Raw genomic sequence first — 13,589 nt, 5'->3', positions numbered from 1 at the left:
CGGCGTTCATCGCGTTGGGGCTTTTTTTATGACCTTAGCTCGGCGGCGAACTGCCTGAGCGCTTTATGGGCGATGGCGACCTGCGACACCATCCATGGGCTAAAGGCCCACGGCGTCGCGCCGACAGCGTGGAACAGCGACTCCAGAGCAACCCACTCAACCGCCATCACTTCATCGGGATTGAGATTCAGCGGGCTGACCAGCTTTGCAGCATACACCGGGCAAATTTCGTTTTCGACGATCCCTGAGGGGTCTGTTTCGCAGTAACGAAAATCCAGCGCGATGGGCGTCAGATCTGTGATTTCGGCGCCAATTTCATACCGACAGCGGCGAATAAGCGCGTGTTCGGTACGTTCGCCGGTTTGCGGGTGGCCGCAGACGGAGTTGGTCCAGACGCCGGGCCAGGCTTTTTTGCTCAGGGCGCGACGTGTGACAAGGCACTCCCCCTGGGTGTTAAACAACCACGAAGAGAAAGCCAGATGCAGAGGGGTATGCGATGTATGGGCGGCATACTTTTCCTGAGTGCCGATGACCTCTCCCTGGGCGTTAACCAAAATGACGTGTTCTTGTGTGCTCATTCCGACTCCAGTACCCGAACGACGGGATGGCAACATTATACCTCACTCTTTGGCTGGCGGCTTGTATGCTGAATGCGGAAAGAGTCTTTGCAGCAAAGATTGGCAACAGAATTCAGGCTGCTATCATAGGACGCCATTTACGCTGACCGAGGAGCCGCTTTGTTTGCAGGAAGCCTGACAAGAAATCCCCTGATTGCCCTTTTTTGCCTGATGCTGACGCTCATGCTGGCAGGCTGTTCGGGCAGTAAATCAGCGGATTCGGGAAGCTACTCCGGCGCGGTCTACACCGTTAAGCGCGGCGACACACTTTATAAAATTTCGCGCTCAACCGGAACGAGCGTGAAAGACCTGGCTCGCCTGAACAATATTTCTGCACCTTATACCATCGAGATAGGGCAAAAGCTCAGGCTCAATAGCGGTAGCTCGACGGCGAAAAAATCCTCTTCCTCGAAAGGTAAAACCGCCAAAGTGACGCCGTCTTATGCGGTGCCGCAATCGTCCTGGCCGCCAGTCGGGCAACGCTGCTGGGTGTGGCCTGCCAGTGGGAAAGTGATTATGCCGTACTCCACCGCCGAAGGTGGCAACAAAGGCATTGATATTGCGAATGCGCGCGGAACGCCAGTCTATGCGTCGGGTGCAGGGAAGGTGGTTTACGTGGGCGATCAGCTGCGCGGTTACGGCAACCTGATCATGATTAAGCACGGTGAGGACTATATTACCGCTTACGCGCACAACGATACGCTGCTGGTGAATAACGGACAAAACGTAAAAGCCGGACAGAAAATCGCGACCATGGGCAGCACGGGAGCCAGTTCCGTTGCGCTGCATTTCCAGATTCGCTATCGCGCAACGGCGATTGATCCCCAGCGCTACCTTCCGGCGCAGGGCAGCAAACCGAAATGCTAAGCGGTTAATTATTCACCGGTTAGCAGTCGGGAGGCTTGTGTGAACATGCGTAAGGTCTATAATGCCTTACGCACCTCAAAGCGGGCGTAGTTCAATGGTAGAACGAGAGCTTCCCAAGCTCTATACGAGGGTTCGATTCCCTTCGCCCGCTCCAGCTCTACCCCACCCGGTTCAAAACACTCACACCAGCATCAATCACTGTCCTGCAAATGTATTCCCAGTCCCGTTTTTCCTTTCGCAAGGTCCGGACGCAGTGTTAACGCAGGAATCTCATAATCTCCGGCGTTCTGACGACGATAATTCAGCGGCGCTGTGTGCCACAAACTGTCCAGCCTGTCAGTCAGCTGCTGGCGGTAACCGGCATACTTCGCGTCGTCGGTTTTCCCGGTGCGGTAAATCAGCATTGGCGGCAGCACCGTAAAGCCTGGGTAGAAAAGCATCCCGTGCTGGATTGGAAACAGAATGTCGTCGATAGCACCGTTTATGCCGCGCGGAGCGTAGTGCGATTCCCAGCCGCCGGTGGTGACCAGCAGCATCGCGCGTTTACCGGACAGATTCCCCTCGCCGTAACGATCGCCCCAGTGGTGGTCGCTGTGCTCGCCCACGCCGTAGGCAAAACCGTTGGCGTACACCCGGTCAAACCAGCCTTTCATGATGGCAGGCATTGAGAACCACCACAGCGGAAACTGGAAAATCACGGCATCGGCCCAGCGTAATTTTTCCTGCTCTGCAGCAATATCCGCTGCTTGTTGGGCGTTGTCGTAGGCAAAGCGGGAGTCTACGGAAGGGTCAAAACGTTCACCGCGCAACGGGGCGAGTGAATCATCGGTATCCAGGACGGTCTTCCACTTCATACCATAGAGATCAGAAACGTGCACCTGATGACCGGTCTGCTGCAGATGTCTGACAGCCTCATCTTTCAGCTGTCCGTTAAGCGAGCGGGGTTCGGGATGGGCAAAGACAATTAATACATTCATGAGCGATTCCTGATAGAGAAAGTCCCGTCAGAATAGGGAAATCTCCGTTATAGTAAAAATTGATTACCGCAATGACAGGTATTGCCATGATTAATTTCTCGCAGCTCGATCTCAATCTCCTCCTCACGTTGCAGGTGCTCCTCGACGAGCTGAATGTGACCCGGGCAGCGAGGCGCTTGAACCTCTCCCAGCCCTCCGTCAGCGTCCAGCTGGCTCGGTTACGGGATGTTTTTAACGATCCGCTACTTCTGCCGGGGCCGCGCGGGATGAGGCCAACGGCCCGAGCCGACGCCCTGCGGGAACCGCTGCGTCAGGCGCTGGCGGCTCTGGAGTCGGTGGTCGCCCCGGCGGCATCATTCGAACCAAAGAAATCGGAAAATACCTGGCGCGTGGCGGCAACGGACTACATGGCGACGGCAATCCTGCTGCCCGCGCTGGAAGCGCTCCGCCAGGCGGCGCCGCTCTCGCGCCTCGCGGTTTATGAGCTTAATCCGCAGCGGATTTTGCGGCAGGCTGAGCAGGGCGATATCGATCTGATTTTTCATACCCGGGAGGGGGCGCCCGCGTCACTACACCAGCGGGTGATCTTCAGCGAGCGCTATGTTCTGGCAGGCCGTCGCGACCATCCGGCGCTCCGAACGGGCGTCACGGCAAAGCAGTTTTCACAGCTGGAACACGCGATAGTTTCCCCGGATGGCGGCGGCTTCTGGGCTGCTACTGACGTGGCGCTGGCCCGCAGCGGGCTGGCGCGAAAAGTCGTGCTGTCGGTGCCGCATTTCCTGTTCCTGGTCGAAGCGCTGTTGAAAACCGATCTGGTGGCGGTGGTGCCGGAAAGGCTCACGCGTAATGTGGCGGGATTAACTGTCTCAGCGCCGCCTGTCGAGGTGGAAGGCTTTGATATGTTGATGCTTTGGCATGAACGGTTGCATCGCGATGCGGGCCACGTCTGGCTGCGTCAGATGCTGATGACACAGCTCGGCTGAGCCATAGTCACCCCGTGATATCAGCGCTATGCTTATCCCGAACGCATAACAATAACAGAGGCAATGTCATGGATAAGGATCTACTGGACGCGGGGTACCGGGCGTATACCGGGGAAAAGATCGATGTCTACTTCAATACGGGGATATGCCAGCACTCAGGAAACTGCGTGCGCGGCAGCAGCAAGCTGTTTAATCTGAAGCGTAAGCCGTGGATCATCCCCGATGAAGTGGATGTCGAGACGGTCAAGAGAGTGATTGATACCTGCCCGAGCGGTGCCCTGAAGTACCGCCAGAAATAAGCGAGGAACCATGGATATTCTGGAAGGCCATAACAAGTTTTACGTCAACGATGCACAAGGGAATCAGGTTGCTGAAATTGTGTTTGTTCCGACCGGGGAGCATCTGAGCATTATCGAGCACACGGACGTCGATGCCAGCCTGAAAGGGCAGGGCGTAGGAAAACAGCTGGTGGCGAAAGTGGTCGAGAAAATGCGCGCGGATAACCGCAAAGTTATCCCGCTGTGCCCGTTCGCCAAACACGAGTTTGATAAAACGCGCGAATACGACGATATCCGCGCCTGACTTCAGCACCGGCTCCCGCCGGTGTTTTTTTATCTGAACTGTCCGTAAATCAGAATGACGGATATGACCATCATCACCCCACCTGAAATCATGCCCACCACCCGCGCCGCCTGCGGGCGTGTGGCTAATAGCGCCCGTGAACCGTAGCCCACCAGCAGGTAGATCAGCGTGCAGGTGAGCAGGTGCATCATCGCCAGCGCGGACATCTGCACAGGCACCGACCAGCTGCCTTTGGGGTCGGTAAATTGCGGAAGTAGCGCCAGAAACAGCAGGAACACTTTCGGGTTCAGTCCGCTGATACAAAGCCCTTTTAGCGCCCACTGGTTCCAGCTTCCGTCCTGCTGCTCAGTGGCGCTGACCGTGGCCGGATGGCGCAAAATCGTCACGCCCAGCCACAGCAAATAGACGGCTCCCAGGACGGTCAGCAGCGACAGCGCCAGAGGATGCCCGGCGATCAACACCCCAACACCCGCCACCACAATAACCGTCGCCAGCAAATGCCCGGACATCAGCCCCATCACAGCCGGTACCACGCGCCGCCCGTTGATCCCCGCGCTGATGGCATAAGCCCAGTCGGCGCCTGGCGTCATTATCAGCAGAAAAGAGACCAGCCAGAACCCGACGACGATACTCATTTCCATTCTTTGATCACCCTTCCAAAACGACATTAGCGGAAAGAAAGAATATCGACATCCAGGCGAAATGAGCTTCCAATGTTATGCTGAAAACAGGGCTAAAATGAGAAACTCTTCTAAATGGATAGCATCGATCGAAAAATACTTGCTGAGCTACAGGTGGATGGCCGTCTGTCGCTTACGGAACTGGCCGAACGGGTAAACTTAAGCCTTTCGCCCTGTCACCGACGCGTGCGCGCCCTTGAGCAGAGCGGGGCGATTACGGGCTATCGCGCAAATCTCGATCCCGCGAAAATGGGCTTCAATTTTGTGGCGATTGTTTTTGCGACGTTAAAAGAGGGCGACAAGCGGGCCGTCAGCGCCTTTGAGGCGGCGGTGGAAGAGATCCCGCAGATCGTGCTGGCGCAGCGTCTGTTCGGCGATCCTGACTATTTAATGCATGTGGTCACGCGCGATCTCCCCGCGTTCCAGAAACTGTACGATGAGAAATTATCGGCAATGCCTGGCGTGCAGCATTTGCGCTCGACGCTGGTGATGAAAACCGTCGTGCAGGATCGGCCATTCCCCCTCGACACCTTAAAACAAGGATAACCCGATGATAGAGACACCACGACTGCTGCTCCGGCAGTGGAGGCCAGAAGATCTCGCCCCTTTTGCGGCACTCAATGGCGACAGCGACGTCATGCGATTTTTCCCGGCGACCTTGACGCGGGAAGAGAGCGACAATCTTGCCGCGCGATTTCAAGAAGGCATCGCCGAACGCGGCTGGGGGTTCTGGGCCGTTGAGTTAACCGCGACGGGGGAGTTTGTCGGTAGTCTGGGGCTGCACCCTCAGCCTGACCGTTTTGCCTTTTCACCCTGCACGGAGATTGGCTGGCGTCTGGCAAAACCGTTCTGGCATCAGGGGCTGGCGTACGAGGCGGCCACGGCGGCGCTGGAGTATGGCTTTAAAACGCTGGGGCTGAGCGAGGTGGTCTCATTTACCTCGGTGTTGAATGCACCGTCAGAGAACCTGATGAAACGCCTGGGGATGATAAAAGAGGGCGAGTTTTTGCATCCTGCGCTCGCCCCCGATCATCGTCTCGCGGAGCATGTACTCTATCGTAAAGCGCGGCAAGTGTAGCCCGGAAAGCGAAGCGCTCACCGGGCTTTCATGAGGGCTAACCGACAAACATGACCGACACGCACAGCACGCCGACGATCAGCGTCAGCAGATTGCCGAAAGAGCGGTAAGGTTTCAGCGTCGGGATGAGATAGGTGGAGAGCGTCGGCATGATGAACAGAATCATGGCGATCAAAGGCCCGCTGATGGCGTAAATCATCGAAATCGCGTTCGGGTTGATGAAACAGACCACGAAGGTAATAAACGACACCACCATGATCGATACCGCGCGATTAAAGGCGCGGCTTTTCTTAATGCCCACCTGATGCAGCGACGATTTTACGATCTCCGTCGCCCCTTCAATGACCCCAAAATAGGTGCCGAGGAAAGATTTCGACATCGCCACAATCGCCACCACAATGCCCGAAATACCCAGCCATGCCGGGGAAGATGGCATCATCGAGAGGGCCGAGAGAATTGTCACGCCCTCTTCTTTGGCCGCCACGATGTACGACGGCGGAATCGACAGCAGGCAGCTGAAGACAAAGAACAGCACGCTCAGGCAAATAATCAGGTACGCGACCTTCATGATTTTTTTGCATTTACCCATGGCCGCATCACCGTACTTTTCACGTCTGTCGACGGCGAAAGTGGAGATGATTGGCGTATGGCTAAAAGCGAAAACCATCACTGGAATAGAAATCCATACCTGGTGCAGCGTGTGCTGATCGAACGCCATCTGGCTGGTCAGCAGCGACGGCTGCCAGCTGCCGGTGAGATACAGGGACACAAACAGGAAGTAGGCGATCAGCGGGAAGACCAGAAAACCCATCACCTTGAGGGTGATATGACGGCCCGTTAAGAAGATCAGATTCAGCACCATCACCACGCCAAGACTCACCAGCACGCGCACGGTGGTGTCGACGGTCAGATGCTTCGCCAGCTGTTCTGTTATCGAGTTAGTGATCGCCACGGCGTAAATCAGCACCACCACAAAGAAGGCGACAAAATAGAGGGTGGTGATCAGGTTGCCGATCTTTTTGCCGTAGTAGTGCGCCACCGCGCTGGTGATCCCTTCACTGCCTTTGGCGTTCGACGACAGGATAAACTGGGCCAGCGCTTTGTGCGGCCAGTAGGTTAAAGGATAAGCCACGAGGGCCGTAATGAGCAGGACAATCGCGCCTGCGGAGCCGAGCTGAATGGGCAAGAACAGGGTTCCTGCGCCCACGGCAGTGCCGTAGAGGGCGAAACTCCAGAGAGTCTCTTCTTTTGACCAAATTTTCGACATTAGAGCAACGTATCAACTATAAAACGAACAAAAAGGAGGGTAATTTACCATAATTATGCGTTGAAGGCGCAGTTGACGTCGCAGGTCAGGCCGGAAGAGGGTTCCGGCCTTAGAGGGATCAGTTCGCCAGGGCGCGTCGTTGCTGGCGGCGCTTGATGACTTTTTCGCGCAGCGTGTCGTACGCCCAGTTATAGAACATGGTGTACGGCAGGAAGAACAGGAAGAAACCGATCTCCAGGGTAAATGCCTGCAGCAGCGTTACGCCGAGCACCGCCGAGACGATCGACACCCCGATTACGATAAAGCCGCACTCAAAGCCGAGAGCATGGAGCGCACGCACTTTTGCCGTGCGGGTTACGCGGTGAACGGGCCACAAACGGTCAAATCCATAGTTATAGATAATGTTCCAGACCATCGCTGTGGTCGCCAGGATGATGGTGAGTCCACCCATTTCCACCATCGAACGCTGCATTAACCAGGCGGCGGTAGGCGCCAGAATTGCCGTGGCAATCCCCTCGAAGCACACCGCGTGGAAGATACGCTCCGGTAGTTTTCGTTTTTGTACATTGTGTTGCATAACCTGACCTCATGAATTCGCCGGAATGGGCGTTGATGCGGCCTATTTTTATCGTAATTTGTGATATATAAAAGATACTATCCATCGATAAAATAGATACATCATGCGCTACTCTCCCGAAGCCCTTACCGCTTTTGTCGAAACCGTGGCTACCGGTTCGTTCTCCGCTGCGGCGCGACGCCTGCGTAAAAGCCAGTCCACTGTCAGCACCGCGATTGCCAATCTGGAGGCAGATCTGGGGTTTGCCCTGTTTGACCGTTCCGCCCGTCAACCGGTGTTAACCGAACAGGGCGAGCAGGTGCTGGGTTACGTGCAGTCGATTCTGGCCGCCAGTGCGCGTCTGGACGAACTGGCCGTCTCCCTGACTGCCCAGACGGAAGCGCGGCTGACCTTTGTGCTCTCGGACACGCTCAACCCGGACGTGCTGGAGGATCTGATGATCCAGTTCGACAAGCGCTTTCCGCATACGGAATTTGAGTGTTTGATTGGCGAGGAAGAGGACGTCATCGATCTGCTGCAAAAAGAGCGTGCGCAGGTCGGCCTTACGGAAGCGCGCGATATTTACCCTACCGGGATCGGCGTGATCCGCCTGCCGATGCAAACCCAGATGGCGATCTATGTTGCCACCAGCCACCCGCTTGCGGCGCAGGGGAGTGTGGCGGTGGATGAGCTGCACGGCTGGCGCGAACTGCAGCTGAGCACATATCTGGAACGGGAAACCACCCAGGTGCGCGGCCCCATCTGGTCTGCGCCTAACTATCTGCTGCTCCTCAGCATGGCGGTGCAGGGCTTCGGCTGGTGCGCGCTGCCCTGTGCGCTGGTGGAAGAGTTTGCCGCGGCGAAAAGCCTGGTACAAATCAACGTTCCCGGCTGGCCGCGCACCATCGCCATCGATCTTCTGTGGAACAAACGAAGCCCGCTAGGCGTTGCCGGAAGCTGGCTGCGCCAGTATCTGCAGGACGCGCGCTAATCCTGTGACAAAACTCACTTTTTTTAAACAATTACGTTAATTGTTGATAACAATGCATCTACTATCAGCGGTGTCATTTTGCGCAGAGGTAGAGATGAAAGAGGTCGTGATCGTGGGGGCGTTGCGTACGGCAATCGGCTGTTTCCAGGGCGCGCTGGCTCGCCATTCTGCGGTGGAGCTGGGGAGCGTGGTCGTCAGGGCGCTGGTCGAACGCAGTGGAATTCCCGCCCATGAAATAGATGAAGTGATCCTGGGCCAGGTGCTGACGGCGGGCGCCGGGCAGAACCCTGCGCGTCAGGCGGCACTGAAAGGCGGGCTGCCGAATACCGTGTCGGCGATCACCATCAACGACGTCTGCGGTTCGGGTCTGAAAGCGCTGCATCTGGCGACGCAGGCGATCCAGTGCGGCGAGGCCGATGTGATCATCGCCGGCGGCCAGGAGAACATGAGCCGCGCGCCGCACGTCCTGACGGACAGCCGCACCGGCGCACAGCTCGGCAACAGCCAGCTGCTCGATAGCCTGGTGCATGACGGCCTGTGGGATGCGTTCAACGATTACCATATGGGTGTGACCGCAGAAAACCTGGCGCGGGAATACGGCATCAGCCGAGAGCTTCAGGATGCCTACGCGCTCAGTTCACAGCAAAAAGCGCGTGCCGCCATCGACTCAGGGCGTTTTCGCGATGAAATCGTGCCGGTGGACACTCTGCGCCACAACGGCGAGCTGCTGATTATCGATACGGATGAACAGCCGCGCACGGATGCCAGCGCGGAAGGGCTGGCTAAACTCAATCCTGCCTTTGAAACGCTCGGCTCGGTGACGGCGGGCAACGCCTCGTCGATCAACGACGGCGCAGCGGCGGTGATGATGATGAGCGAAAGCAAAGCCGAAGAGCTGAATCTGCCGGTGCTGGCGCGCATCAAAGCGTTCGCCAGCGTGGGCGTCGATCCTGCCCTGATGGGCATCGCTCCCGTATATGCCACGCGCCGCTGTCTTGAGCGCGCGGGCTGGCAGCTCAGCGACGTGGATCTGATTGAAGTGAATGAAGCGTTTGCCGCACAGGCGATATCGGTGGGGAAAATGCTGGAGTGGGATCCGAGCCGGGTGAACGTCAACGGTGGGGCGATTGCACTTGGGCACCCGATTGGCGCCTCCGGCTGCCGTATTTTAGTTTCGCTGGTGCATGAGATGACCAAGCGCAATGCCCGCAAAGGGCTGGCGACCTTGTGCATTGGTGGCGGTCAGGGCGTGGCGCTCGCCATCGAAAGATAACCGCACTGAAATAGTTCTCTCTTAAGAAGCCTCCTTATTGGAGGCTTTATTGTGTGCGCCTGAAATCTATTTTTACGTTTATGAGATGATTCTAAAGCCTCCAGTAAAATCCAGAAACTTCATATCCTGATCAAATATCCTCTTTTTGTGATCTTACACCTGAAATTCCCTTTTAATGCCCGATGTTTGTTGATGGGTGTCACGTCGATCTTTGCCAAAAAAGTTGAAACAAATAATTACGATCTCGATCACTAAAATATCGTTATTTAAAAAATAAAATGCAATTTCATAAAAACGAAACATAATTTTATTTGAGGGTTTTGTCATGTTTAAAAAATCTCTGGTCCTTGCTTCTCTCGTTGGTGCGTCTTTCGCAGCTCAGGCTGTTACCGTTGATTTACGTCACGAATACATCGACAGCGGCTCTAACGCCGACCGTGTTTCCATGTCACACCGCTTCGCCAATGGCTTAGGTTTTTCCGTTGAAGCAAAATGGAAATCAGGCGGCGACAAAGCCGACCAGCCTTTTGCGGATGTCGTCGGTAACGGCCACGAAGACCAGATTAGCTGGCGCTGGAAAGCCACCGACAATATTGCGCTGACACCGGCATTTACCATCGAAAGTAATGACAGCCGTACCATCTATAAACCGAATCTTCATTTGCAATACAGTTTCGACAGTGGCTTCTATGTGGCGGCCCGTTATCGTTACGAATATACGCGCTATCCTTCAAGCTCAAATAAAGACGACGATAAAGTTAACCGTGGCGATGCGTGGGTAGGCTGGGTAATGGGTGATTTCCGTACCGAGCTGAACTATGTCTATGCGAAGAGTTCAGAAGGGATGATTCGTAATAATAATAAAGATTATTCCAACGAATATAACGCAAAGCTGGCATACAAATGGGATAAAAACTGGGCGCCGTATGTGGAAGTGGGCAACGTGGGCGTGAAAGAGACCGACGAACGTCAGACGCGTTTCCGTTTAGGTGTGGCATATTCCTTCTAAATAATAATAAACAGTACCTCCGGGAAAAAGCCGGCTCGCATGAGCCGGCTTTTTTATGCCTGTCGGCAGGGGGGGATTCGCCTGGTCGGGTCGAAATCACGAGCAAACAGATGTTCTTCAAACCAAAAAAAGCCCTCCAGGAGGAGGGCAAGGCCAGTTACAGAAACACTAACTTAAATCATGCATGCAACATTTCAGGTTGCTCGGGGAGTATCGCGATATAGAGAGCGGGTTTGCCGTCTTTATCGGAACTGAACAGCACCGCTTTATCATCCGGAGTAAAGGATGGATGCGGGTGGGTCACCTGCCGGCTGTTTGCCACGGTGGCCCAGGAGGTATCGTGACGGGCGATGCGGAAGTGCGCTTTTTTCGCCACGTCAAAGGCGTACAGATAAGGATCGTTATCGATGGTGTAACCGCTGGTGTCTTTCACATCCACCGGCGTACCAGAACCGTCGCCGACCAGCAGCGTGCCGTCAAAGTTGCTCATCAAATGAGAACAGGCTGGCATCTGCATGACCGCGTCGTTGACGCCGGTGTCCGGGTTAAAGCTGTAAATGGTGCGGCCCTGCTGACCTTTCAGATACGAGACATACACCAGCGCGGAGCCGTTTGGCACCCAGAACTCGTGCGTGCAGCTTTCGCCTTCGGCGTGCTCTTTCACTTTGCGCACATTGCTGCCGTCTTCGTTCACCATCCACATCCGCGCATCCACCAGGTCGTGCGGACCTTCGTGGCAGAAGGCGACAGTATTGTCGTCGAACGGGCGATAGATAGGGTGGCCGAGCCAGTTTTTCTCTTCGTGAATGGTCGCGCTTTCACCGGTTTTCAGATCCACGCGCAGCAGGCGGCAGTGCGGCCCTTTGTGGAAGAAGTCATGGAAAATTTTCCAGTCGTTCAGTGGCGTCCAGTCGCTTTTGGCGATCTCGATCCCGACCAGTTTGGTGCAATCGCTGTTTGCGACCCAGGTGCCGTAGCCGACCCACTCGTCGGAGACGCGATACACTTCGCGCTCGGCCAGCGTGTCCAGATTCACTTCCAGCAGAGTGCGGTCGTTTTTGACGTAATAAAGGGACTTATCGTCCGGCGAGAGAAAACCGCCAAACGTATTGTCACCCGCGCCTTCCGTCAGCTGCACCGCTTCGGCTTTTTTCAGATCCAGCAGATAGTAGTTCCAGTGGCCGTCGAACTCTCCGGCGAACAGCAGATGGCTGCCATCATTAAAGAAGCACTTCTGATAAAAGTAGTTTCGATGACAGGTTACTTCCGGTGGGGTCAGGCGGGTGATTTCCACGCCTGTATCCGGATCGCGGCTGACGTCATAGTTCAGCTTGACCCGCATACCTTTAGCCATGATGCGCTCCTTTAATATGACCGCAGGATACTTTCTGCCAGTCAGATCTGAATGTGAGATAAGTTAAAAACTGAGTGTTAAATTATCAAAACATTGTTTCAATGTGTGTGACTGATGGCGCACTTTGTAAGAATAATTGTTTGTCGTGAGGGCTATCTTTGATTTTGAACGTGGAATGTTTTCTCTGCGGTCAAATCTTAAAGGTTTTATAATTGATTGTTTACTATGATAAATATTCTGCACCTGTTTTCCGTGTGCCGCCTCTGCATCCCTGTCAACGCTTAACAATCGTGATCCAAACTACACTTCTGTTATTAAGATGCAGAAAAAGTGAAACATCGTTTTAAATGTAATTGAAAACCCATTTCGCAGCGGATACTATGTGCTCATAGAGAAAACGGAACGTTGTTTCGTTAATCATCCTTGCCCTCGGGCACGATCATTTCTGGAGGTAAATGTGGACGTCAGACAAAGCATCCACAGCGCGCACGCTAAAACACTGGATACTCAGGGTCTGCGCGATGAGTTTTTAGTTGAGAAGGTGTTTGTAGCTGATGAATACACCATGGTGTACAGCCACATCGACCGCATCATCGTCGGCGGGATCATGCCAACCACCAAAACCGTTTCCGTGGGTGGCGAAGTGGGTAAACAGCTGGGCGTCAGCTACTTCCTGGAGCGTCGCGAGCTGGGTGTGATTAACATCGGCGGGCCGGGCACTATCACGGTAGACGGCACCTGCTATGAAATCGGTCATCGCGATGCCCTGTATGTCGGCAAAGGCGCGCAGGAAGTGGTGTTTGCAAGCATCGATAGCAGCAAACCGGCGAAGTTCTACTACAACTGCGCACCGGCGCATACGGCATACCCAACCAAAAAAGTCACTCCAGCGGATGTTGCGCCAGTCACCCTCGGTGACAACCTCACCAGCAACCGCCGCACCATCAACAAATACTTCGTTCCTGATGTGCTGGAAACCTGCCAGCTCAGCATGGGCCTGACCGAACTGGACCCAGGCAACCTGTGGAACACCATGCCGTGCCATACCCATGAGCGCCGCATGGAAGTGTATTTCTATTTCAACATGGACGAAGACGCCTGCGTGTTCCACATGATGGGGCAGCCACAAGAGACGCGCCATATCGTGATGCAAAACGAGCAGGCCGTGATTTCGCCGAGCTGGTCCATTCACTCCGGTGTTGGCACCAAAGCCTATACCTTCATCTGGGGTATGGTCGGTGAAAATCAGGTCTTCGATGACATGGACCACGTCGCTGTTAAGGATCTGCGCTAGTCGCGGGCAGTGAAGCATAAACCTGCCTGTTCGTGACAGGCTCTGAAAGATTAAGGAACAA

At 55.0% G+C, this 13,589-nt stretch carries 16 protein-coding genes and 1 tRNA gene; 11 read left to right on the top strand and 6 right to left on the bottom strand.

Translation table 11 applies throughout. The features are described from left to right. Positions 1–26 precede the first annotated feature (26 nt). Positions 27–578, bottom strand: a complete 552-nt coding sequence (gene idi / locus ACB496_RS18005) for an isopentenyl-diphosphate Delta-isomerase (RefSeq protein WP_371973185.1) — start codon at positions 576–578, stop codon at positions 27–29. A 210-nt stretch (positions 579–788) separates the two neighbouring features. Between idi and actS the strand changes: the two genes are divergently transcribed. Then, positions 789–1,484, top strand: coding sequence for an amidase activator ActS (gene actS / locus ACB496_RS18000; RefSeq protein ID WP_100779044.1), 696 nt, complete (start codon positions 789–791; stop codon positions 1,482–1,484). Positions 1,485–1,564: 80 nt separating this feature from the next. Beyond that, a tRNA-Gly gene (locus ACB496_RS17995) sits at positions 1,565–1,638 on the top strand. Positions 1,639–1,675: 37 nt separating this feature from the next. On the opposite strand, the gene ACB496_RS17990 is transcribed toward ACB496_RS17995, so the two are convergent. After that, entirely contained in the window at positions 1,676–2,461 is a 786-nt protein-coding gene (locus tag ACB496_RS17990) for an NAD(P)H-dependent oxidoreductase (RefSeq protein WP_371973184.1), read from the bottom strand. An 86-nt stretch (positions 2,462–2,547) separates the two neighbouring features. Here ACB496_RS17990 and ACB496_RS17985 point away from each other — a divergent pair, with 86 nt between their 5' ends. The 3 genes from ACB496_RS17985 (at position 2,548) to ACB496_RS17975 (ending at position 4,026) form a co-directional block, all read left to right on the top strand. Further along, positions 2,548–3,444 carry a LysR family transcriptional regulator gene (locus tag ACB496_RS17985; protein ID WP_371973183.1) on the top strand — a complete coding sequence of 299 codons (897 nt, stop codon included), beginning with the start codon at positions 2,548–2,550 and terminating at the stop codon, positions 3,442–3,444. Positions 3,445–3,512: 68 nt separating this feature from the next. Then, a complete protein-coding gene (gene yjdI / locus ACB496_RS17980; RefSeq protein WP_100779047.1) occupies positions 3,513–3,743 on the top strand; it encodes a 4Fe-4S mono-cluster protein YjdI in 231 nt (76 codons plus the stop codon). A gap of 10 nt (positions 3,744–3,753) precedes the next feature. Beyond that, a complete protein-coding gene (locus tag ACB496_RS17975; protein WP_371973182.1) occupies positions 3,754–4,026 on the top strand; it encodes a GNAT family N-acetyltransferase in 273 nt (90 codons plus the stop codon). A gap of 29 nt (positions 4,027–4,055) precedes the next feature. Here ACB496_RS17975 and ACB496_RS17970 read toward each other — a convergent pair whose 3' ends face one another. Further along, positions 4,056–4,667, bottom strand: coding sequence for a LysE family translocator (locus ACB496_RS17970; protein ID WP_371973181.1), 612 nt, complete (start codon positions 4,665–4,667; stop codon positions 4,056–4,058). 114 nt (positions 4,668–4,781) lie between these two features. Between ACB496_RS17970 and ACB496_RS17965 the strand changes: the two genes are divergently transcribed. After that, positions 4,782–5,252, top strand: coding sequence for an Lrp/AsnC family transcriptional regulator (locus ACB496_RS17965; RefSeq protein WP_100779050.1), 471 nt, complete (start codon positions 4,782–4,784; stop codon positions 5,250–5,252). Between the two features lie 4 nt (positions 5,253–5,256). Further along, positions 5,257–5,784, top strand: a complete 528-nt coding sequence (locus ACB496_RS17960) for a GNAT family N-acetyltransferase (RefSeq protein ID WP_194512114.1) — start codon at positions 5,257–5,259, stop codon at positions 5,782–5,784. Positions 5,785–5,821: 37 nt separating this feature from the next. Here the strand turns inward: ACB496_RS17960 and ACB496_RS17955 are convergent, their stop codons facing one another. Both ACB496_RS17955 and ACB496_RS17950 read right to left on the bottom strand, forming a co-directional pair. Next, entirely contained in the window at positions 5,822–7,051 is a 1,230-nt protein-coding gene (locus ACB496_RS17955) for an amino acid permease (protein ID WP_123428598.1), read from the bottom strand. Between the two features lie 118 nt (positions 7,052–7,169). After that, positions 7,170–7,628 (bottom strand): multidrug/biocide efflux PACE transporter, encoded by a 459-nt coding sequence (locus tag ACB496_RS17950; protein ID WP_371973180.1) that lies wholly within the window; start codon positions 7,626–7,628, stop codon positions 7,170–7,172. A gap of 103 nt (positions 7,629–7,731) precedes the next feature. On the opposite strand from ACB496_RS17950, the gene ACB496_RS17945 reads away from it, so the two are divergent. From ACB496_RS17945 to ACB496_RS17935, 3 genes are all read left to right on the top strand, one after another. Next, complete coding sequence (locus ACB496_RS17945; protein WP_371973179.1) at positions 7,732–8,598, top strand: LysR family transcriptional regulator; 867 nt, start codon at positions 7,732–7,734, stop codon at positions 8,596–8,598. A 94-nt stretch (positions 8,599–8,692) separates the two neighbouring features. Next, positions 8,693–9,871, top strand: coding sequence for an acetyl-CoA C-acetyltransferase (locus ACB496_RS17940; protein ID WP_100779055.1), 1,179 nt, complete (start codon positions 8,693–8,695; stop codon positions 9,869–9,871). Between the two features lie 325 nt (positions 9,872–10,196). Continuing rightward, entirely contained in the window at positions 10,197–10,880 is a 684-nt protein-coding gene (locus ACB496_RS17935) for an oligogalacturonate-specific porin KdgM family protein (protein WP_371973178.1), read from the top strand. Positions 10,881–11,058: 178 nt separating this feature from the next. Here ACB496_RS17935 and ACB496_RS17930 read toward each other — a convergent pair whose 3' ends face one another. Beyond that, on the bottom strand, positions 11,059–12,234 hold the full coding sequence (locus ACB496_RS17930) for an oligogalacturonate lyase family protein (RefSeq protein WP_371973177.1): 1,176 nt from the start codon (positions 12,232–12,234) through the stop codon (positions 11,059–11,061). A gap of 457 nt (positions 12,235–12,691) precedes the next feature. Here ACB496_RS17930 and kduI point away from each other — a divergent pair, with 457 nt between their 5' ends. Continuing rightward, positions 12,692–13,528, top strand: a complete 837-nt coding sequence (gene kduI, locus ACB496_RS17925; RefSeq protein WP_100779058.1) for a 5-dehydro-4-deoxy-D-glucuronate isomerase — start codon at positions 12,692–12,694, stop codon at positions 13,526–13,528. The last annotated feature ends 61 nt before the right edge of the window (positions 13,529–13,589 follow it).

The organism is Lelliottia nimipressuralis, from assembly GCF_041464075.1.
Classification (GTDB): domain Bacteria; phylum Pseudomonadota; class Gammaproteobacteria; order Enterobacterales; family Enterobacteriaceae; genus Enterobacter; species Enterobacter nimipressuralis.
The sequence above is the reverse complement of the archived record's forward strand: the minus strand, read 5'-3'. Positions and strand labels throughout refer to the sequence as shown.